The organism is Actinomadura graeca, from assembly GCF_019175365.1.
GTDB classification, from domain to species: Bacteria; Actinomycetota; Actinomycetes; order Streptosporangiales; family Streptosporangiaceae; genus Spirillospora; species Spirillospora graeca.
On the sequence record NZ_CP059572.1, the window covers coordinates 2,713,094 to 2,733,641 of the forward strand.

Consider the following 20,548-nt stretch of genomic DNA (forward strand, 5'->3'; position numbering starts at 1 on the left):
CGTCAGTCATCGGGCGTCCTGAGGACGGCCGCGGAGTTGAAGCCCCCGGCGCCGCGCGCCACCACGAGGACGGCGGAGAGCCCGGGCGCCTCCCGCGGGGAGGTGACCAGGTCCAGGTCGTCCCGCCCGTCCAGGTTCACCGAGGGCGGGATGATCCCGGTGCTCAGCGCCTGCGCGGCCCAGGCCAGGTCGAGGGCGGCGCCGCCGGAGCACAGGCGCCCGGTCATGGTCTTCGGCACCGTCACCGGGACCCGCCGCGGCCCGAACACCTCGCGCAGCGCGGCGGCCTCCAGCCGGTCGGACTCGGGGACGCCCGCGCCGTCGGCGAAGACGGCGCCGACGCCGTCCGGCGCGACGCCGGCGCGGTCGAGGGCCAGCCGCATCGCCCGCGCGAGCTGCCCGTGGTCGGGCGCGGCGTCGGTGACGTGGAACGCGTCGTGGGTGGAGGCGGTGCCGGCGACCTCGGCGTACACCTGCGGCGCGCCGCGGCGGCGGGCGTGTGCCTGCTCCTCGACGACGAGCATCGCGCCGCCCTCCCCCGGCACGTGGCCCGTGGCGTCGGCGGCGAACGGGCGGTACGCGCGGGCGGGGTCGGTCTCCCCGCTCAGCGCGCCCGTGCCGGACTGGCAGGCCAGCGCGTACGGCGACAGCGGCGCCTCGGTGCCGCCGGTCACCACCGCCGCGAGCCCCCGGCGGATCTGCCGGCGCGCCGCGGCCAGCGCGTCCACGGCCCCGGCGGCGTCGGCCACCAGCACGCCGCAGGCGCCCTTGAGCTTGTGCTTGATGGAGATCTGGCCGCTGCTCGCCGCGTAGAACCAGCCGATCGACTGGTAGGCGCTCACCTGGCGGGGGCCGTCCTTCCACAGCGCCTGGATCTCCCGCTGCCCGAAGGCGTTGCCGCCGGACGCGCTCGCCGTCAGCACCGACAGCTTGAACGGGTCCTCCTTCGCCGGGTCGAGCGCGGCGTCGACGAGCCCGAGCTGGGTGGCCGCGAGGGCCATCCACGTCCACCGGTCGGTCTGGACGGCGAGCCGGTTCTCGACGAACTCCGAGTGCTCGAACCCCTCGACCTGCCCGGCGAGGCGCACCGGCAGCGCGGAGGCGTCGAAGTCGCGGACGGGCGCGATCCGGCAGTCGCCCGCCAGCGTCGCCTCCCAGTGCCCGGTGACGCCGATGCCGGTCGGCGCGACGACGCCGAGGCCGGTGATGACGGCGCGGCGGGCCCTCATGACAGCGCCCCCGCCCGGCTGAACACCATCGCGGACTGGAACCCGCCGAAGCCGCTGCCCGCCGACAGGACGTGGTCGACGCGCGCCTCCCGCGCCACCAGCGGCGTGTAGTCCAGGTCGCAGTCGGGGTCGGCGGTGTGCAGGTTCGCGGTGGGCGGCACCACGCCCCGGTCGATGACCAGCGCGCACGCCGCCATCTCGATGGAGCCGATCGCGCCCAGCGAGTGCCCGATCACCGACTTGATCGAGCTGATCGGCACGTCCCGCGCGGCCTCGCCGAGGGCGCGCTTGTACGCGGCGGTCTCGTGCCGGTCGTTCTGCTTGGTGCCCGAGCCGTGCGCGCTGATGTAGCCGATGTCGTCGGCGTTCAGGAACGCCTGGTCCAGCGCGTCCACGATCGCCTCGCCGAGCTCGAACCCGTCGGGCCGCAGCCCGGTCATGTGGAAGCCGTTGGCGCGCGCCGCGTACCCGCTGACCTCGCAGTACACCTCGGCCCCGCGGGCCCGCGCGTGCTCCAGCTCCTCCAGGACGAGGACGGCGGCGCCCTCCCCCAGCACGAAGCCCTTGCGGTCGTTGTCGAACGGCCGGGACGCCCCCTCCGGGTCGTCGTTGGACGGCGTCGTGGCGCGGATCGCGTCGAAGCACGCGACCGTGATCGGGGAGATCGGCGCGTCGGACGCCCCCGCGATCATCACGTCGGCCTCGCCGTCCTGGATGAGCTGGAGGGCGTGCCCGAGCGCGTCGATCCCGGACGTGCAGCCGGTCGAGACCACCCCGGCCGGGCCGTGCACCCCGTACCGGGCCGACAGCTCGGCCGCCGCGCTGGACGGCACGAGCGCCTGGTAGAGGAACGGCATGGCGTGCCGGTGGTCGACGACCCAGTCGCGGCCGTGGTCGCTGGCGACGACGTACTCGTCCTCCAGCGTGATCGTCGCGCCGACGGCGGAGCCGATCGACACGCCGACCCGGTCGCGGTCGGTGAACTCGATGCCGGAGTCGGCGAGCGCCTCGTCCGCGCACGCCACCGTGAACTGCACGAACCGGTCCATCCGCCGTGTCTCGCGCGGCGTCAGCCCGTACCGGGCCGGATCGAAGTCGATCTCGGCGGCGATCCGCGACCGGTAACCGGACGGCTCGAACGCGGTGATCCGCCGGACGGCGGGCTTGCCGTCGACGATGCGCTGCCAGAACTCCTCGCGGGACGGGCCGCCGGGCGCGACGACCCCGATCCCGGTGACCGCCACCCTCCTCATGAGACCTCCTCGGGATAGGACTCGGTGTCGACGTGGCCGAGCTCGGGGCGCGGCGCGAGCGGGCTGAGCTGGAAGACCGCGAGGACCTCCGCGTCGCCCTCGTTCACCAGCCGGTGCCGGACGTTGCGGGGGATGAGCAGCGCCTGCTCGGCGCCGACGGCGAGCGGCTCGCCGTCCAGCTCGACCCGCAGCTCGCCGGTCGCGACGAACAGGTACTCCTCGGAGTAGGGGTGGTAGTGCTCGGTGACCTTCTCGCCCGGCGCGAGCCGCACGGCGCCGCAGAACCCGGACGTCGACCCGGCCGTGGCGGGCGACACCATCGTGCGGACGTCGCCGCCGCGCTTGCGGTTGGCGGGCACGTCGTGGAACCCGACGGCCGTCCGGCGGCGCCGCTCCACCTTGTCCTTGATCAGCCCCATCTGGACCGCCGTGTTCGCGTTGATCCGGTCGGTCATCCCGGCGGTGTCGAGCGGCGCGCCGTCCTTCATCTCGAAGTCCTGCACCCAGCGCATCCGGGTGCGGTCGGCGGCGAGCTCCTCGAACGTCCAGGTGATGTTCATGAACTCGAACGGGCCCTTCTCGACCCGCCGGGACCGGACGGTCCAGGTGCTCGTGTCCCAGGCGCGCGTGGACACCCAGGACCACTCGCGGCCCTGCTCGTCCGGGTGCATCGTCAGGCGGAAGGTGACCGAGTCCTCGTCCTCCTCCAGGACCTCGGCCTTGGCGTACTCGGAGAACAGGTCCGGCCAGGTCCGCACGTCGTTGGTCTGCGCGAAGACGAACGGGACGGGCGCGTCGATCTCGATGGCGTTGTCGGTGTGTCCGATCACGGTGGCTCCCTCAGGCGTTCGGGCTCGGTCAGGGCGGGTCAGACGGCGAGCCGGCGTTCGGTGACCATGCGCCTCAGCCCCTCGGGGGTCTGCTCGGCGGTGAGGTCCTCTTCGACGTCGATGTCGTAGCGGTCCTGGATCCGGGTGGCGATCTCCATCCGGGCCAGGGAGTCCAGGTCGAGCTCCTCGAAGGAGCGGGCGAGGGACTCGGCGCCGGCGGCCTTGTCCAGGCCCACGGCGACCAGCAGCTCCAGGACGTCCTCGTCGGTGATCTTCTCTACAGGCATTGCGGTTCCCTTTCCTCTTCCTCGGCCGGTCTCCGCCCGGCCATCAGCTCGTCGACGAACCGGGTCGTGTGCTCGCCCCGGACGAACGCCGGGTGTGTGAGGAGCCGCCGGAGCAGCGGGATGGTGGTGGCGATCCCGGGCCCGTCGACGGCGAACTCGGCCAGCCCGCGTGAGGCGCGCTCGATCGCATCTTGCCTGGTCGGAGCCCATACAACGAGCTTGGCGACGAGCGAGTCGTAGTTCGGCGGGACGGAGTCACCTTGCGCGAACCCCGAGTCGATCCGGACCCCGGGGCCGCCCGGCGGGCGGAACAGCTCCAGCCGGCCGGGGGTGGGCCGGAACCCGGCGGCGGGGTCCTCGGCGTTGATACGGCACTCCAGCGCCGCGCCGCGCGGGCGGACGTCGTCCTGCCCGAATCCGAGCGTTTCCCCCGCGGCCACCCGGATCTGTTCCTTGACCAGATCTATCCCGGTCATCATCTCGGTGACGGGATGCTCGACCTGGATCCGCCCGTTGATCTCCATGAAGGTGAGCGCGCCGTCGTCGTCGACGAGGAACTCCATCGTCCCGGCGCCGGTGTAGCCGACGGCCCGCGCTCCGGTGAGGGCGTACCGGCCGAGCTCGGCGCGCAGCCCGTCGGACAGCGCCGGGGACGGCGACTCCTCCACCAGCTTCTGGTTGCGGCGCTGGAGCGAGCAGTCCCGCTCCCCGAGGTGGACGGCCGCGCCGTGCTCGTCGCAGAGGAGCTGGACCTCCACGTGCCGGGCGGCGGCGACGAACTTCTCCAGGTAGACGTCCCCGATCCCGAACACCTGCCGCGCGAGCGCCGTCGTCCGCCGGAACGCCTCCTGGAGCTCCGCGCGGTCGCGGGCGACCTCGATCCCGCGTCCGCCGCCACCGGCCGCCGCCTTCACGATGACCGGGTAGCCGATCTCGGCGGCGATCTCCTCGGCGTCGGCGAGGGTGGGCACGCTGCCGTCGCTGCCGGGCAGCAGCGGGAGGCCGGCGGCGCCCATGAGGGAGCGGACCCGTGCCTTGTCGCCGACGCACTCCATCACCTCGGGGCGCGGGCCGATGAACGCGAGCCCGTTCTCCGCGCACACCTGCGCGAAGTCGGGGTCCTCGGACAGGAACCCGTAGCCGGGGTGGACGGCGTCCGCGCCGGTGCGCAGCGCCGCCTCGATGAGGTTCGGCACGTACAGGTAGCTGCGGCGGGCCGGGGCGGGGCCGATGTGCACCGCCTCGTCGGCGTACCGGACGACCGCGGAGTCGCGGTCGGCGGTCGAGTACACCGCCACGCTCCGCACGCCCATCTCGCGGCAGGACCGGGCGACGCGCAGGGCGATCTCGCCGCGGTTGGCGATCAGCACCGTGCCGATGGTGCGGCTCATGGCCCGTCCGTCCTGATCCGGACCAGCACCTGGCCGAACTCCACCGGCTCGGCGTCGGCCACCATCACCTGGAGCACCTCGCCGGACCAGTCGGACGCGACGGGGTTCATCAGCTTCATCGCCTCGACGATCCCGATCGTCTGCCCGGCCTCGATCCGGTCGCCCGGCTGGACGAACGGGGGCGCGCCCGGCTCGGGCGCCACGTAGAACGTCCCGACCAGCGGGGCGACGACGCGCTTGAGGGTGTCGTCGACGGGCGGCGCGGCGGGCTCGCCCGCCGCCGGGACCCCGGCCACGGCGGCGGCCGGGGCGGCGACCACGGTCCGCGGGGCCTCCGGGGCGTGCTGCGCCCAGGTGACCTCCAGCACGCACTCCCCGAGGCGCGCGGAGACGCTGGTGACCGGCCCGGGGACGGTCTTGACGAGGTGGCTCACCTCCTCGCGGAGCAGCCGCAGCGACTCGTGCCCCGGCGGGGGCTGCGCGGCGGGGCGGGCGTGCTCGGCCGACTCGACGGACCCGGCGGGCTCGTTGTGCTCAGACATCGGCGACCACCCCCTGGCGGCGGAACCTGGCGTGCCGCTGCTCCCGCAGCTCGTCCGCGCCGAGCCCGGCGAGGCCGGAGAGCGCCGACAGCACGGCGGACTTCAGGGCGGCCGCGGCCTCGGCCGGCGCCGCCTGCGCGCCGCCGTCCGGCTCGTCCACCACACCGTCGACGACGCCGAGCCCGAGCAGCTCCGGCGCGGTGATGCGCAGCGCCTCGGCCATCGCGGCGCCCCGGGACGGGTCGCCGTGCAGGATCGTCGAGCAGCTCTCGGGGCTGATCACCGAGTAGCAGGCGTTCTCCATCATCAGCACGGTGTTGGCGACGGCCAGCGCGATCGCGCCGCCGCTGCCGCCCTCCCCCGTCACGGTGGCGACGACCGGCACCCGCAGCCGCGTCATCCCGGCGATGCACTCGGAGATCGCCCACGCCTGGCCGCGTTCCTCGGCGCCGACGCCCGGCGCCGCGCCCTGCGTGTCGACCAGGGTGACGACCGGGAGGCCGAGCGAGTCGGCGAGCCGCATCAGGCGCAGCGCCTTCCGGTACCCCTCAGGGCCCGGCATCCCGAAGTTGCGGGCGACGAGCTCCTTGGTGTCGTGGCCCTTCTGATGCCCGATGATCATCACGGTGACGCCGTCGATGTCGCCGATGCCGCCGACCACCGCCGGGTCGTCCCGGAAGTTCCGGTCGCCGTGCAGCTCCACGAAGTCGCCGCAGATCCGCCAGATGTAGTCGAGGGTCGTGGGCCGGTCGATGTCGCGGGCCAGCCGGACGGTCTCCCACGCGCTGCGCCCGGGCACGCGGGCGGCCCGTCCCGCGGCGCCCGCCGGAGCGGCAGGCCCGGACGGAGCGGCGGACGCGGCGGGCGGCGGCGTGCGGTCGCCGCCGAGGAGGGTCAGCAGCCGGGCGAGGAGCGGGCGGACGCCGTCCCGCGGCTCCACCCGGTCGAGCATGCCCTGGCCCTTGAGGTACTCGGCCGTCTGGAAGCCGGCGGGCAGCCGCTCCCGGGTCGCGGCCTCGATCACGCGGGGCCCGGCGAACCCGATCAGGCCGCCGCGCTCGGCGACCAGCAGGTCCGCCAGCGTCGCGAACGACGCGGTGACGCCGCCGAACGTCGGGTCGGTCAGCACGCAGACCGACGGCACGCCCGCGTCGCGGAGCCGTTCGAGCGCCTGCGCGGACTTCGCCATCTGCATCAGCGAGAGGGCGCCCTCCTGCATCCGGGCGCCGCCGGACCCGGCGCTGAGGACCAGCGGCCACCGCCGCGCCTCGGCCTCCTCCGCGGCCCGCGCCACCGTCTCGCCCACCGCCGAGCCCATGCTGCCGCCCATGAACCCGAAGTCCATGACGGCGACCATGACCGGGTGCCCGCCGATGGCGGCGGTGCCGTAGAGCATCGCGTCGTCGAGGCCGGTGCGGCGCCGTGCCTGCGCGAGCCGCTCGGTGTACGGGCGGGAGTCGCTGAACCCGAGCGGGTCCGCGCCCCGCACCTGCTCGGCCGGGCGGAACGACCCCTCGTCCACCAGGACGCCGAGCCGCTCGCGGGCGCCGAGGCGGCGGTGGTGCCCGCATTCGGGGCACACGTGCTGGTTGCGGACCAGGCGCGGGACGTAGACGGACGCGGCGCACTGGGCGCACCGCAGCCACTTCTCGTCCTCCGGATCGGCGGCGAGCGCCGTGCCCGGGGCCCCGGCGGCGGTCATCGCGGGGCCCCCGTCCACTCGTAGAACCCCTCGGCCATCGCGTCGGCGGGGCTCCGCCAGGTCGCCGGGTCGAACGGCGCGATGTGCGCGCCGAGGTCGTCGCTCAGCTTCCGGAAGTCGTCCCTGCGGCGCGCCTCGGACATCGCCTCGGACGCGGCGCCGCTGAACTCGGCGTAGTGGAAGTACAGGTCGCGGTACCGGAAGAGATTCCGGCGGGTCACGCCGAGGACCCGGGGCAGTTCCGTCTCGTCGGACGCGCCGAACAGCCCCGCCACGTCGTCCGCGGAATCGGGCCGCATTCGTGCGACTATGAGGATCCGGTCGGTCACTGGGCTCTCCTTAGGTTTCCCTGGGAATCGCCTTCACGCTAAATGTCAGAATCAGGCCGGTCTTCCCCCTCCGATGTGAAATGTGACCTCCTCCCGGCAGCCGGAATGTCCCCCGCGCGGTGGAGAAGCCCCATGTGGCCGGGCATGCCGACGGCCGCGCGCTCCGGGGGCGAGCGCGCGGCCGTCGATTCGGGGAATGGTCAGGACAGGTCGAAGAGCTCCGCCGCGTTCCGCCACGACACGCGCTCGCGGTCGGCCGGGTCGCGCAGTTCGCTCGCGATGATGTCCATAATGGGCTTCACCTGGTCCATCAATGGCGGTGCGTCCGTTCCCACAAGGATGTGGGACGCGCTGAACGTGGTCAGGTTGGCGCGCAGCTGCGCCGCGTTCGGAAAGGACGTGTCGACGTAGATCCGGGCGAGCGACTCACTCGGCACCGCCGTGCCCGGCGAGCCGTGCGGACCGGCCGGCGGCTGCCCCGGCCACGGGCGCATCGCCGCGTCCAGCTTCTCGGGCAGGTGCGCCAGCCCCCCGCCGCCGCCGGCGGCGATCAGCCGGAGCGCGGGATAGCGCTCCAGCCAGCCCGCGCAGACGATCGCCGCGATGCCCGCGGTGATGTCGCACGGCCGGACCGCGTGCTCGACCAGGCCGATGTGCCCGCCCATCGCGGCCGTGCCGACCGGCTCGGCCGGCGGGTGCACCAGCACCGGCGCCCCCGTCTCGGCCGCCATCGCGAAGAAGCCGTCCGCGCGGGGCGTGCTCAGGTACTCCCCGGCGACGCTGCTGTTGACGATCAGCCCGACGAACCGCGGGTCCTTCACCAGCTCGGCGGCCTGCTCCAGCATCGCGTCCCCGCCGAGCGGGTCGAGGTAGGCGTAGGCGCGCAGCGCGTCCGGGAACCGGTCGACGAGGCCGCCGATGGCCTCGTTGTACGCGCGGACCTTCGCGACGGGCTGGGCGTAGTTCTCCGCGGCCGCGCCGGGGAGCATCGAGCCCGCGCCGCACGGGCTGCCGATCACCGTCAGCCCGACGCCCTGCTCGCGCTTGGCCTCGATCGAGCCCTCGGGGTCGAACAGGCTCGGCGGGCCGAGCCCGCCCGCGCCCTCGGCGGCCAGGTGCCCGTGGACGTCGATCGTCGTCCCGGCCGGAACCGTCCCGGCCGGGCTCATGCCGGCGTCTCCGCGGGGTCGGAGCGGCGGGTCGTCACGTGCTGCATGAGCGAGCTGATGAAGAAGTCGCGGGTCCCCTCGGGGGTGCTGGTGTCGCGCTCGTCGGCCAGGTACTGCGCGATCTCCCGCTCGACCCGCTGGATGGTGGGCTGGGACGACAGGTGCGCCATCAGCCCGGGCAGGTTCCCGTCGATCTCGATCATCCGGACGACCAGGTCGTCCTTGACGAACACCGACGTGCTGACCAGGCGGGTGCCGTCCGGCGCCGTCCACTCGGGCGGCGCGTACCCGGCCAGCAGCTCCTTCACCTTGTCCTGCGTGCCGGGCCTGATCCTGAACATGATCGCGTGGCGTTCCACGGTGGTCGGTCCTTTCCCTCGGGTGGCGGTTCCTCAGTCGATGGACAGTGCGGCGAGCGCGTACAGGCCGAACCCGGCCAGCGCGAACGCCGTGCGGACGGAGTTGGCGCGGCACCAGCGGGCGCGCAGCTCGGCCCAGCCGGCGGGGACCTCCCCCGGGTCCCACGCGGAGATCGTCCGGTTGATCGGCACGTTGCGGGTGTCGGAGACCACCGCGACCAGGACGGACATGGCGAGCCCCGCGCAGCACAGCAGCCGCGCGTGCAGCCCGACGGGCAGCAGCGCGAGGACGACGGCGGTGGCCATCGTCACCCGGGTCACCCACGGCAGCAGCGGGTCGAACCGGCGGTCGAGGAGCTGGTGCACCTGCGCGTAGCGGTCGCCCGGCAGCGCGACGAGGGTGGGCACGATCGCGCGCCACACGGCGAACAGGGTGCCCGCCACCGTGCCGCTGCCGAGCAGCACGACCATGGACAGCGTCCTCGCGAGCATGGCGGTCCCCTCCTCAGAAGTCGGTCCCGGTGATCAGGTCGAAGGTCTTGCGGTAGACGACGCGCCTGAAGGCGACCCGCATGAACGCCTCACGGAACCGGCACAGCGCGGGATGCTCCCAGCGGCTGAGCGAGCCGATGGCCCGCGACCGCCGGACGATCGTGGTCGTGCGGCCGAGCCGCCGCCGCTCGTACAGCTCCAGCGCCTCGCCCTCCGACGACGCCGCGCCCACGCACTGGGAGAGCACCAGCGCGTCCTCGATCGACTGGCATCCGCCCTGCCCGAGGTTGAAGGCCATCGGGTGGGCGGCGTCGCCGAGCAGCGTGACCCGGCCCGCGGTCCACCGGCGGACGGGGGTGCGGTCGTAGATGTCGATGGGGGTGATCTCCGCGGGCGGGGTGGCGCCGATGAGCGCGGCGACCGGGTCGGGCCAGCCCGCGAACTGCTCGGACACGATCTGCCCGCCGGTGCTGCCGAGCGCGTCCAGCCCGTGGCCGATGCGGTCGCTGGTGATGGCGTCCCAGTAGACGAGGCCGTCCGCGAGCGGGTAGTAGACGAATCGGCGGCCCCGCCCCCAGATGTTGACGAACGTCCCCGGCCGCACGCCCGGGTCCGGGACGACGCCCTGCCACGCGGTGTACCCGGCGTAGCGAGGCGGCGGCTCGTACGGCATCAGCGCCGCCCGGACGGTCGAGCGCAGCCCGTCGGCGCCGATGAGCAGGTCGCGCCGGATCTCCTCCCGCCTCCCGCCCGGCCTCGCCAGCGTCACCGTCACGCCGCCGGGGTCGGCGGCGAAACCGGCGCACCGGGCACCGAGCCGCAGGTCCGCGCCGACCTGCCCGGTCAGCATCCGGTGCAGCTCCGGGCGGCTCACCGCGTAGACGGGCACGCCGCACCGCTCGCTGACCTCGCTCACCGGCCACCGCGCCAGCCGCCGGCCCCGCCACGACCGGAACTCCTGCACCCGGATCTCGTGACCGATCTTGGCGAGCTCGTCCTGGAGGCCGAGCAGCCCGAGGGCGCGCACGGCGTTGTGCCACAGCATCAGGCCGCCGCCGGCCTGGATCCGGTCCAGGTCGGACGCCCGCTCGTGGACGGTGACGCGGACGCCCGCGCCGCGCAGCGCGACGGCGGCGGTCAGCCCGCCGATGCCCCCGCCCACGATCGCGACCCCGCCGTCGCCCGGCGGCGGCGCGGCGTCGCCCGGGTCCCCACCGGAACCACCGTCGGTCATGCTCCGCCGCCCGGCCGTACCCCGTCCGCGGTGGCCCGCACCGGGTAGATCTTCCGCTCCACCCGGCCCGCCCAGTAGGGCCGCATCGGCGTCGTCGCCTCCCGGTGGACGGGCGCGTCCTCCCAGGCGAGGAACTGCTCCTCGCTCTCCCACTCGCTGAGCAGGATGTAGCCGCCGGGACGGTCGCCGTCGCGCAGCAGCTCGTCGCGGACATGGCCCGGCGTGCCCGCGACCTTGGCCGCGACCTCGGTGTAGGCGGCCTCGAACGGCCCCCGCTGGTCCTCCTTGACGGACGCGAACACCATCACCCGTACGGTCATCTCGACTCCCTCTCATGCTCGGTCCGGCCGGTACCGGTCCCGTCGGCGTCGACGTGCCGGACGATCTCGTCGACGCGCATCTCGGCCGACACCCGCAGCTCGCGCAGCGGCGCCGTCAGCCGGTCCTGGTCCGGGCTGCGCTCGAACGCGCGGAACGCATCGAGGCTCTCCCAGTCACTGGTGATCACGTAGGTGTCCGGCTCGTCGCCGCGCAGCAGCGACTGCCGGAGGTTGGCGGGCTCCCGGCTGGTCGCGGCGGCGACGGCGTCGAAGGCCCGCTCGAACGCGCGCTCCCCGCCGGGGCGGACGCGCATCCGCAGCGTGGCCCTGATCATCAGATCCCCCCGTCCACGTGGAGGGTGGCGCCGGTGACGTAGCGGGAGGCGTCGCTGAGCAGGAACAGCACCGGCCCGGCGATCTCGCCGGGGTCGGCGATCCGGCCGAGCGCGATCATGCCGGAGTAGCGGTCCCGCGCCGCCTGCGGGACGCCGCTCATCTGGTCGGTCTCCACCAGCCCGGGGGCGATGCCGTTCACCCGGATGCCGCGCGGCCCCAGCTCCTTGCAGAGCGAGCGGGTGAGCCCGGTGACGCCCGACTTCGCGGCCGTGTAGTGCACCCGCCCGGCCATGCCGCGGAACGCGACCGCCGAGGTGACGTTGACGATGGACGCGCCCGGCTCCAGCCGCTTGAGCGCGGCCTGGACCGTCAGGTACATGCCGGTGAGGTTCACGTCCAGGACGCGGTGCCATTCCTCCGGCTCCAGGTCCTCGATGGTGCGGTGGCTGACGACGCCGGCGTTGTTGACGACGCCCGCGAGGCCGCCGAAACGCTCGTGCGCCCGCTCCACGAGCGCGGAGACGTCGGCCGCCTTCGCCGCGTCCGCGCGGACGAGCTGGTAGTCGGCGCCCAGGTTGGCGAGCCTTTTGTCCAGGGCCGAGACGGCCTCGCCGCCCGTCACGTAGGACGCGGTGACCCGCGCGCCGGCCCGGGCGAGCGCCAGGACGACCGCCTGGCCGATGCCCCGCGTCCCGCCCGTCACCAGGATGTGCTCACCGGACAGGTCGAATTCGGATTTCATGAACCGCACCTTCCGTCGGAACTCCGTCGGATCGGAAGGCACGCTACGGAACGGACAGCGCATCGTCTTCCACCTGCGGGGCGAGGCCCTTCGTCCCCCTTCAGGCCGGTCGGGATACCGGCGGGGGAGGCGCGCCGCCCGGAGCCGCCCGGCGTGCACGCGGATAAGGTCCCCGTGCACGCAGAGACCCCTCACACAGCTTTCTCTGCGTTCTCCAAGGTCCACCGTTCACACTTGGAGCCATGAATCAGTCCGCACAGCGCGTTCTCGTCGTCGACGACGAGCCCTATCTCGCCGATCTGGTCGCCACGGCCCTGCGGTACGAGGGGTACACCGCAGAGGTCGCCGGAACGTGCGCCGAGACGACAGCGAGGGTCACCGACTTCCGGCCGGATCTGATCGTGCTCGACGTGATGCTCCCGGACGGGTCGGGCCTGGACACCTGCCACCGGCTCCGGCGCGAGGGATGCGCGGCGCCGGTCGTCTTCCTCACCGCGCGGGACGCCACCGAGGACAAGATCGCCGGGTTGACCGTGGGGGGCGACGACTATGTCACCAAGCCGTTCAGCCTGGAGGAGCTGATCGCCCGGATCCGGGCGGTGCTGCGGCGGACGAGCAGCGCGGAGCCGGCCGAGGCGCGGCTGTCGTTCGCCGACCTGGTGATCGACGAGGAGGCGTACGAGGTGCGGCGCCAGGGCGAGCCGCTGGACCTGACGCCGACCGAGTTCAAGCTGCTGCGCTATCTCGTCATCAACGCGGGCCGCGTGCTGACCAAGCGGCAGATCCTCGACCACGTGTGGAACTACGACCACGGCGGCAATGACGGGGTCGTGCAGACCTACGTCAGCTATCTGCGCCGCAAGGTCGACGCGATCGAGCCGCCGCTGATCCACACGATCCCGCGGGTCGGGTACGTCCTGCGGCTGCCCAAGGAAGCGTCGAAAGAGCACTGACGGCCCCGCCTCACGGCGGGGACGCGGAAAGGCCCGGGATGCGGGGGGAGGGCATCCCGGGCCTTTCGCTTACCAGGAGGGATCGGGCACCGGCCGGATCGGGTACCGGCGGGATCAGGTACCGGTCGGGTCGGGCACGCGGACGAGCTCCGGCACCGCCTGGGGCTTGACCGCCGAGGACGGCGCGACCCGCAGGATCCGCGCGGCCCACCCGGGCAGCCACCAGTTCCAGTCACCGAACAGCGAGATCAGCGCGGGCACCAGGATGCCCCGGATGATCGTGGCGTCCAGCAGGATGCCGAGGCCGAGGCCGGTGGCGAAGATCTTGACCTCGGTCATCGGCGCGGCGGCCATCGAGGCGAACGCCAGGCACAGGATGAGCGCGGCGCTGGTCACGAGCCGTCCCGTCCGGCCGAGGCCCTCCACGATCGCCTCCCGGGTCGATCCGGTGCGCTCGTACTCCTCCCGGATCCGGGCGAGGATGAAGACCTCGTAGTCCATCGACAGCCCGTACAGGAACGCGAAGATCAGGCAGGGGATGAAGGCGCCGATCGCGCCGGTCGCGGGCACGCCCCAGACCGCGTCGCTGCCGTGCCCCTCCTGCCAGATCAGCGTGACCGAGCCGATCACCGCGGCGAGCGACAGCAGGTTCAGCACGACCGCCTTGAGCGGCAGCACCAGCGACCGGAACGCCCGCGCCAGCAGCACGAAGGTGAGCAGGGCGATCAGGCCGAGCATCCACGGGAAGACCCCGTACACCTGGCTGATGAAGTCGATGTCGCTCGCGGCCTCGCCGCCCACGTGGGACCCGGACGGCACGGCGTCGCGGATCCGCCGGACGGTGTCGTGGCCGGCGTTGGTGCCGCCCTCGTCCACCGGGATCACCGTCAGCAGCGCCGTCCCGCCCTGCCGCCACGCCTCGCCGGACGGGGCGACGGCCGTGCGCACGCCGTCCACGCCCGCGAGCCGCGCGGCCGCCGTACCGGGCGTCGTCCCGGGCGGGACGATGACGTCGACCGGGGTGAGGACGCCCGAGGTGACGCCCGCGGACTTCAGCGCGGCGACGCCCTCGTAGGCGGGGCCCGACTTGGCCAGCGCGCCGCTGCCCGCCTCGCCGAGGTGGATGTTCAGGCCGCCGAGGGCCAGCGCGACCAGCACCAGCGTCGCGCCCAGCGCCGCCGGGACGCGGAACCGGATGACGCCGCGGGTCCACGCCGCCCAGGCGCGGCTGGCGTGGGAGTCCTTGCGCAGCCGCGGCCAGTCGAGGCGGGGACCGGCGGTCGCGAGGATGATCGGCAGCAGCGTCAGCGTGGCCAGCACGCTGACCGACGGGATGATCATGCCTCCGTAGGCGATGCTGCGCAGGAACGGGACGGGCAGCACCAGCATGACGATCAGCCCGATGCTGACCGCGACGCCGCTGAACACCACCGAGCGCCCGGCGGTGGCCATGGCCCGGTGGACGGCCTCCTCGCCGTCGTGGCCGTGGGCGCGCTCCTCCCGCCAGCGGGTCACCAGCAGCAGGGAGTAGTCGACGGCGACGCCGAGGCCGATCAGCGCGACGACGAACTGCACCAGGAAGTTGACCTCGCCGATCTCCGTCAGCCCGTAGACGGCGAGGAACGAGCCGAGGATGGACACGATCGCGATCAGCAGCGGGACGAACGCGAGGAACGAGCCGAACACGAACGCCAGCACCAGCAGGGCGCCGACGCCGCCGACGAGCGTCTCGGTGAGGACGCTGACGCCCTCCTCGCCGCCGCCCTCCGACAGCAGGTCCATCCCGGTGACGCGCAGGGTGGAGCCCGTGGGCAGGGACGGCTGGATGATCTGTGTCAGTGGCTTGCTGAGATCGGGCCCCTCGTCCACCGGCTTGCCGGCGGGATGCCGCGGGTAGACGAACCCGAAGGTCGTCCGGCCGTCGGCGCCGACGAACCGGCGGTCGCCGGTGTCGGCGTAGGAGACGACACGGGCGTCCAGCCGTTTCGCGGCGTTCTGGAACGCGGTGGCCAGCGCCGCCCGCACCGCCGGGTCGTCCACCGTCTTGCCCTGGGGCAGGACGATGACCGGCACCGTGGGCGCGCTGTCGCCGCCGCTCCGGTAGGTGGCGTCGATGGCGTGGTTGGCGTCGCGCGCGGCCGAGCCCGCCGGCGCGAAGTCCTCCACAAGGCGGTCGCTGACCTTGGTGACCGCGAAGGCTCCGGCGGCCGTGACGGCGAGCCAGACCATGGCCACGAACAACTTGTGCCGTAGCACGAACCTGGAGAATGTTTCCATGAGGCCCAGTGCAGCGGACCGAACTTCAGCCGCCGTCCGGGTGCTCATAGAAAACGCAGAGAATCGCGAATCACACCGTTCTCTAAGGGTCCGCACAGCGTCAGGCCAGAACGCGACGGGAGACTCACAGACGTGTCACTGCGAAGACGGCTGATCCTGTCCTCGGTGGCCTTGGCGGCGCTGGGGCTGCTCCTGTCCGGGCTGGCCACGTTCGCGGCGGTGCGCGACTGGACGTCCGAGCGCGACCACCGGATGCTCGCCTCCCCCGGCAGGCACGCCGCGGAGGTCATCGGGGCGCGCCGGGAACTCGCGGTCGCGTCCGCGCCGGACGACGTGACGACCCTGTGGCGCGCGCTCGCCGCCGACGGCGGCATACCGTCGCTGTTCCAGATCCGGGCGGCGGACGGCACGATCCTGCAGACGGTGAACTACGGCCCGGCGCCGGAGCTGCCCCGCGGCCTGGCGCCGCGCCGCGTGACGGCGGACAATCCCGACGGCGAGCGGTTCAGGACGATCGACACCGGCGGCGACTCGAGCTTCCGGGTCCGGGTGGCCTGGCTGCCCGACCGTTCCCGCTTCCTCGTCATCGGCGTCCAGAGCATCGAGTCGGAGGAGTTCGAGGGCCGCACCACCGGCTCGATGGCCGTGTTCGGGTTTCTGGCGCTCCTGGGGGTGGCGCTGGTGGCCGGCACGGTGGTCAAGCGCGGGCTCCGCCCGCTGGAGCAGTTCGGCGCGACGGCCGCGGCCATCGGCGCGGGCGACCTGACCCGGCGGGTGACGCGGGCCGACCCGCGGACCGAGGTGGGGCGGCTCGGCCAGGCCCTGAACGGGATGCTCGCCCAGATCGAGGCGGCGTTCCGGGAGCGGCGGACGGCCGAGGACCGGCTGCGCCGCTTCGTCGCCGACGCCTCGCACGAGCTGCGCACCCCCGTCGCCACGATCCGGGGGTACGCCGAGCTGTTCCGGCGCGGGGCGGCGCAGCGTCCCGAGGACCTCGCGAAGGCGATGGCGCGTATCGAGTCCGAGGCCGAGCGGATGGGCGTGCTGGTGGACGAGCTGCTCCTGCTCGCCCGGCTCGACCAGGGCAGGCCGCTGGAGCGCGAGCCCGTGGACCTCGGCGCGCTCGCCGGCGACGCGGTGTCGGACGCGCGGGCCGTCGCGCCGGACCGTCCGGTGGAGCTCAGGGGGGACGGCCCGCTCGTGGTCAGCGGCGACGCCGACCGGCTCCGCCAGGTGCTGGCGAACCTGCTGGCCAACGTGCGCCAGCACACCCCGGAGGGGACCCCGGCGGTCGTGCGGTACGGCGAGCGCGAGGGCGGCGCGGTGCTGGAGGTCGAGGACGAGGGGCCCGGCCTGACCGCGGAGCAGCGGTCGCACGCCCTGGAGCGGTTCTACCGGGCGGACGCGGCCCGCTCACGGCACCGGGGCGGCGCGGGGCTCGGCCTGTCGATCGTGGACGCGGTGGTGTCGGCGCACGGCGGCGAGGTCCGCCTGGAGGCCGCGCCGGCGGGCGGCACGCTCGTCCGGATTCGGCTTCCCCTGGACGGTGCCCGACAATAACGCCGGATTTGCCTATTAGTAAACGCTCATGAGCCCGATTCACCTTTTCCGCATTTCTCACGGCCAGTAAGGCGACTTGATCAGAGTGTAGCAATGGCCCAACGAACCGGTGGCCGATACTGAGGATAAACTTACAAACTTCTTGCAGAACAATGTGCACCGGTATAGAGTCGGCGGCGACGGGGTGGCCTCCTAGCGAGGTAGCAAGCGATCTGTGACATCGGTCACTCCCAATCCCCGCACTACCTGCACCAATTGTCAGATGTCCTCGGGGCCATGGGGGAAAGTGATGCCCTATACAGTGACACCGCATTTGACGTGGGAGTTCGCGGTAGATCTCGAATTTCTGATCGGTTTCGTGGTCGGCGCCTCGGTCCTGGCCGGGGTCGTCTGGTCGCGGCGCCAGCACACCGCACGGGAGGTGGGCGCGGCGGTCCACGGGGAACGGAGGAGGATCGCGCGGGAACTGCACGACACGGTGGGCCACGGAATGCTGCTCATCTCGATGAGCGCGCGGCGCCTGCCGCTCGCGGCCCCGCGCGCCAAGCCGGTCGCCGAGGCGATCGACGACGCCGTCCACACGACGATGAACGATGTCCGCCGCCTGGTCGGCGAGTTACGTGAGGGCCCGGGCACCGGCACCGGGCGCGTGCGGGGGCACGCGTGGGACGGCGCCGCCGAGCCCGGACCCGGGCCCACCCTCGCCGGCGGCATCACCGAGCTCGGCGTCCGGACGCTCGGCGCGGACTTCAGCGTCGCGCTGGAGAACGCCGGCGTCCAGCACCTGCTCAGGGACGAGGTGCGGCACACCGCCTACCGCATCGTGCAGGAAGGGCTCACCAATGCGGTGAAGCACGACGGTGGACCGGTCCGCGCCTCGCTGCGGTTCGGCGACGAACTCCATCTCTGCGTCGCCAGCGGCGCGGCCAGCAGCACCGGCGGAGATATCCACGCGCTGCCGATCGTCCCTTTCACCGAGCACCGCCAGAATGTGCGCCACGGCCTCGCCGGGCTCCGGGAAAGGGTCGACGCGGTCAACGGCTCCTTCGAATGCGGAACGCCGCCGACCGGTGGATTCCTGCTCCGCGCGCGCATTCCGATGGTCGAATCCGCGGCCCGCTGGGAGAGCAGGAGAGGCAGATGGATGAGATCCGCGTCCTGATCGTCGATGATCAGCCGCTGGTGCGCAACGGGCTGCGGGCCACTTTCGACGGCGCACCCGACATCGTGGTCGTCGGCGAGGCCGCCAACGGGGTCGAGGCGGTCCGCGGCGTCCGTTCACTGAAACCCGATCTCGTGCTGATGGACATCCACATGCCGCGGATGGACGGGCTGGAGGCGACGCGCGAGATCTGCGCGCCCGGCTCCGGGATCGACGCCAAGGTCATCATCCTGACGATGTTCGACCAGGACGAGCACCTCTTCGAGGCGCTGCGCATCGGCGCGACCGGCTTCATCCTCAAGGACGCGCCGGCGCGCACGCTCGTGGAGGCCGTGCAGGAGGTCGCGGCGGGCGGGGCGCTGCTGTCGGCGTCGGTGACGCGGCGGCTCGTCCGGGAGTTCGCGCGCCGGCCCACGCTGTCCACCGTCCGCACGGTGGAGCTGCCCGAGCTGACCGACCGCGAGCTGGACGTGTTCAAGCTGCTCGTGCGGGGCCACAGCAACGACGAGATGGCCGAGCTGCTCACCCTCGGCGCGAGCACCGTGAAATCGCACGTCAAGCACCTCTACCAGAAGCTCGGCGTGCGTGACCGGGTCCAGGTCGTGATCTACGCCTACGAGAACGGGCTGGTGTAGCCGATGCCGGATCCCGACCAGGCCCCGTCCCCGCCCGTCCCGGCACGGACGCGGGACCACCTGATCGCCGTCGCCGTCGCCGACGGCCGCTGCGGGATGGCCGCCGCCCACCGCGCGGCCCGTCTCGCGGCGGCCTCCGGCGGCACGGTGACGATGGCGCTGCTGACCCGGCCGCCCTGGGCGGCGGCGTTCGAGCCGTCGGCGATGGCGTGCTGGCGCAACGGCGACCTGGAGATCGCCGCGCTCATCCGGCTGTCGGCGATCTTCGACCCGGCCGGGGTCGGCTGGCGCATGGCGGTGGTCGACGGCGACCCGGCCCGGGGCATCGTCCGCCTCGCCCGGCGGCATCCGCCGGACTGGGTGCTGGTGCCGCGCCCGCGCCGCCCGCTTCCGCGGGCGGGCGGCCGCCGCCTCGCGGCCGTCCTGCGCTCCCGGCACGGGCTCCCCCTCCTGATCGTGTGAGGCGGGGGCCCGGCCGGGGGCGTCAGAGGAGTTCGGTGGTGTCGTCCGGTGTCGCGCGGGTGTGGCCGACGGCGTCGAACAGCAGCCGGGCGTGCCGGGTGAGCGTCGCCGGGTCGTAGGTCTTGTGCCCGGTGAGGACGATCGTCAGGTCCGCGGCCTCCAGCGCGTCCGGCAGCGGCCCCGCGCCGGGCACGTCGGTGCCGTCCACCTGCCAGGACGCGACGAACGGGTCGTGGTAGGTCAGTTCCGCGCCGAGGCGGATCAGGCGGCGTGCGACGGGGCGTGCGGGTGATTCGCGTTGGTCGGCGATGTCGGCTTTGTAGGTGACGCCCAGGAGCAGGACTTTGGCGCCTTTGAGGGCGCGTCCTTCGCGGTTGAGGAGTTGCTGGGCGCGCTCCACGACGTAGCGGGGCATGCGTTCGTTGATCTCCTGGGCGAGTTCGACGAAGCGGAAGGGGTAGCCCAGGGAGCGGACCTTGTAGGACAGGTAGTTGGGGTCGATGGGGATGCAGTGGCCGCCGACGCCGGGGCCGGGGCGGAAGGGCTGGAAGCCGAAGGGCTTGGTGGCGGCGCAGTCGATGGCGTCCCACAGGTCGATGCCCAACTCGTCGCAGAAGACGGCCATCTCGTTGACCAGGGCGATGTTGACGTGGCGGTAGGTGTTCTCCAGGAGTTTGGCCATCTCGGCCTCGCGGGTGCCCTTGGCCTCCACGACCCGGTCGACGAACTTGCCGTAGAACGCCGAGGCCGCCGACGCGCACGCCGGGGTGAACCCCCCGACGATCTTGGGGGTGTTGCGGATGCCGTAGACGGGGTTGCCGGGGTCGATGCGCTCGGGGGAGAAGGCCAGGTGGAACTCCTCGCCGGCGGCCAGGCCGGAGGTCTCCAGGATGGGGCGGACGACCTCGTCGGTGGTGCCGGGGTAGGTGGTGGACTCCAGGATGACCAGCATGCCCGGTTCCAGGTGGCGGGCGACGGTCTCGGCGGCGCCGCGGACCGCGGTCAGGTCCGGGCCGCCCTCCTCCGACAGCGGCGTGGGCACGCAGATCACCACCGTGCGCGCGCCGTCCAGGACGCCCTCGTCCAGGGTCGGCGTGAAGCCGTGGGCCAGCATCTCGCCGACCTCGGCGGCCGAGACGTCGTCGATGTGCGACAGCCCGGCGTCGAGCCCGGCGACCACGCGCGCGTCGCGGTCCAGCCCCCCGGCCTTCAGACCGGCCCGGCACGCCGCGCGGACCAGCGGCAACCCGACATAGCCGAGCCCGATGACCACCACGTCCATGA

The 20,548-nt window shown here is 73.2% G+C and carries 22 protein-coding genes; 5 read left to right on the plus strand and 17 right to left on the minus strand.

The window, feature by feature from the left end; genetic code table 11:
- Positions 1-2: 2 nt before the first annotated feature.
- The 15 genes from AGRA3207_RS11915 to AGRA3207_RS11990 form a co-directional block, all read right to left on the minus strand.
- Positions 3-1,229, minus strand: coding sequence for a beta-ketoacyl synthase N-terminal-like domain-containing protein (locus AGRA3207_RS11915; protein ID WP_231334664.1), 1,227 nt, complete (start codon positions 1,227-1,229; stop codon positions 3-5).
- The gene (locus tag AGRA3207_RS11920) at positions 1,226-2,482 is read right to left on the minus strand and encodes a beta-ketoacyl-[acyl-carrier-protein] synthase family protein (RefSeq protein WP_231334665.1); all 1,257 of its coding nucleotides are present in this window, start codon (positions 2,480-2,482) and stop codon (positions 1,226-1,228) included. The genes AGRA3207_RS11915 and AGRA3207_RS11920 overlap by 4 nt, the downstream gene beginning before the upstream one ends.
- Positions 2,479-3,312 (minus strand): cupin domain-containing protein, encoded by an 834-nt coding sequence (locus AGRA3207_RS39795; RefSeq protein WP_273700031.1) that lies wholly within the window; start codon positions 3,310-3,312, stop codon positions 2,479-2,481. Before AGRA3207_RS39795 ends, AGRA3207_RS11920 begins: the two co-directional genes overlap by 4 nt.
- Positions 3,313-3,350: 38 nt before the next feature.
- On the minus strand, positions 3,351-3,599 hold the full coding sequence (locus tag AGRA3207_RS11935; RefSeq protein ID WP_231334666.1) for an acyl carrier protein: 249 nt from the start codon (positions 3,597-3,599) through the stop codon (positions 3,351-3,353).
- Complete coding sequence (locus AGRA3207_RS11940; RefSeq protein ID WP_231334667.1) at positions 3,590-4,990, minus strand: acetyl-CoA carboxylase biotin carboxylase subunit; 1,401 nt, start codon at positions 4,988-4,990, stop codon at positions 3,590-3,592. Before AGRA3207_RS11940 ends, AGRA3207_RS11935 begins: the two co-directional genes overlap by 10 nt.
- Positions 4,987-5,532, minus strand: coding sequence for an acetyl-CoA carboxylase biotin carboxyl carrier protein (locus AGRA3207_RS11945; RefSeq protein WP_231334668.1), 546 nt, complete (start codon positions 5,530-5,532; stop codon positions 4,987-4,989). The genes AGRA3207_RS11940 and AGRA3207_RS11945 overlap by 4 nt, the downstream gene beginning before the upstream one ends.
- Positions 5,525-7,252 (minus strand): acetyl-CoA carboxylase carboxyltransferase subunit alpha, encoded by a 1,728-nt coding sequence (locus AGRA3207_RS11950; RefSeq protein WP_231334669.1) that lies wholly within the window; start codon positions 7,250-7,252, stop codon positions 5,525-5,527. The genes AGRA3207_RS11945 and AGRA3207_RS11950 overlap by 8 nt, the downstream gene beginning before the upstream one ends.
- Positions 7,231-7,533 (minus strand): TcmI family type II polyketide cyclase, encoded by a 303-nt coding sequence (locus AGRA3207_RS11955; RefSeq protein WP_231334670.1) that lies wholly within the window; start codon positions 7,531-7,533, stop codon positions 7,231-7,233. Before AGRA3207_RS11955 ends, AGRA3207_RS11950 begins: the two co-directional genes overlap by 22 nt.
- Positions 7,534-7,763: 230 nt before the next feature.
- On the minus strand, positions 7,764-8,732 hold the full coding sequence (locus tag AGRA3207_RS11960; protein ID WP_231334671.1) for an amidohydrolase family protein: 969 nt from the start codon (positions 8,730-8,732) through the stop codon (positions 7,764-7,766).
- On the minus strand, positions 8,729-9,091 hold the full coding sequence (locus tag AGRA3207_RS11965) for a SchA/CurD-like domain-containing protein (RefSeq protein ID WP_231334672.1): 363 nt from the start codon (positions 9,089-9,091) through the stop codon (positions 8,729-8,731). The genes AGRA3207_RS11960 and AGRA3207_RS11965 overlap by 4 nt, the downstream gene beginning before the upstream one ends.
- A gap of 33 nt (positions 9,092-9,124) precedes the next feature.
- Positions 9,125-9,583 carry an anthrone oxygenase family protein gene (locus AGRA3207_RS11970; RefSeq protein ID WP_231334673.1) on the minus strand — a complete coding sequence of 153 codons (459 nt, stop codon included), beginning with the start codon at positions 9,581-9,583 and terminating at the stop codon, positions 9,125-9,127.
- Positions 9,584-9,596: 13 nt separating this feature from the next.
- The gene (locus AGRA3207_RS11975) at positions 9,597-10,817 is read right to left on the minus strand and encodes an FAD-dependent monooxygenase (protein ID WP_231334674.1); all 1,221 of its coding nucleotides are present in this window, start codon (positions 10,815-10,817) and stop codon (positions 9,597-9,599) included.
- Positions 10,814-11,137, minus strand: coding sequence for an antibiotic biosynthesis monooxygenase family protein (locus tag AGRA3207_RS11980; protein WP_231334675.1), 324 nt, complete (start codon positions 11,135-11,137; stop codon positions 10,814-10,816). The genes AGRA3207_RS11975 and AGRA3207_RS11980 overlap by 4 nt, the downstream gene beginning before the upstream one ends.
- On the minus strand, positions 11,134-11,472 hold the full coding sequence (locus tag AGRA3207_RS11985; RefSeq protein WP_231334676.1) for an antibiotic biosynthesis monooxygenase family protein: 339 nt from the start codon (positions 11,470-11,472) through the stop codon (positions 11,134-11,136). The genes AGRA3207_RS11980 and AGRA3207_RS11985 overlap by 4 nt, the downstream gene beginning before the upstream one ends.
- Entirely contained in the window at positions 11,472-12,215 is a 744-nt protein-coding gene (locus tag AGRA3207_RS11990) for an SDR family NAD(P)-dependent oxidoreductase (protein WP_231334677.1), read from the minus strand. Before AGRA3207_RS11990 ends, AGRA3207_RS11985 begins: the two co-directional genes overlap by 1 nt.
- A 242-nt stretch (positions 12,216-12,457) precedes the next feature.
- Here AGRA3207_RS11990 and AGRA3207_RS11995 point away from each other — a divergent pair, with 242 nt between their 5' ends.
- Positions 12,458-13,168, plus strand: coding sequence for a response regulator transcription factor (locus tag AGRA3207_RS11995; protein WP_231334678.1), 711 nt, complete (start codon positions 12,458-12,460; stop codon positions 13,166-13,168).
- Between the two features lie 114 nt (positions 13,169-13,282).
- On the opposite strand, the gene AGRA3207_RS12000 is transcribed toward AGRA3207_RS11995, so the two are convergent.
- Positions 13,283-15,445 carry an MMPL family transporter gene (locus AGRA3207_RS12000; RefSeq protein ID WP_231334679.1) on the minus strand — a complete coding sequence of 721 codons (2,163 nt, stop codon included), beginning with the start codon at positions 15,443-15,445 and terminating at the stop codon, positions 13,283-13,285.
- Between the two features lie 132 nt (positions 15,446-15,577).
- Here AGRA3207_RS12000 and AGRA3207_RS12005 point away from each other — a divergent pair, with 132 nt between their 5' ends.
- The 4 genes from AGRA3207_RS12005 (at position 15,578) to AGRA3207_RS12020 (ending at position 19,264) form a co-directional block, all read left to right on the plus strand.
- Complete coding sequence (locus AGRA3207_RS12005; protein ID WP_231334680.1) at positions 15,578-17,005, plus strand: sensor histidine kinase; 1,428 nt, start codon at positions 15,578-15,580, stop codon at positions 17,003-17,005.
- Between the two features lie 358 nt (positions 17,006-17,363).
- On the plus strand, positions 17,364-18,167 hold the full coding sequence (locus tag AGRA3207_RS12010) for a sensor histidine kinase (RefSeq protein WP_231334681.1): 804 nt from the start codon (positions 17,364-17,366) through the stop codon (positions 18,165-18,167).
- Positions 18,146-18,802: a response regulator gene (locus tag AGRA3207_RS12015; protein WP_231334682.1), complete on the plus strand. Its 657-nt coding sequence runs from the start codon at positions 18,146-18,148 to the stop codon at positions 18,800-18,802. The genes AGRA3207_RS12010 and AGRA3207_RS12015 overlap by 22 nt, the downstream gene beginning before the upstream one ends.
- 3 nt (positions 18,803-18,805) lie before the next feature.
- Positions 18,806-19,264, plus strand: coding sequence for a universal stress protein (locus AGRA3207_RS12020; RefSeq protein WP_231334683.1), 459 nt, complete (start codon positions 18,806-18,808; stop codon positions 19,262-19,264).
- A gap of 22 nt (positions 19,265-19,286) precedes the next feature.
- Here the strand turns inward: AGRA3207_RS12020 and AGRA3207_RS12025 are convergent, their stop codons facing one another.
- Positions 19,287-20,546, minus strand: coding sequence for a nucleotide sugar dehydrogenase (locus AGRA3207_RS12025; protein WP_231334684.1), 1,260 nt, complete (start codon positions 20,544-20,546; stop codon positions 19,287-19,289).
- Between the last annotated feature and the right edge of the window lie 2 nt (positions 20,547-20,548).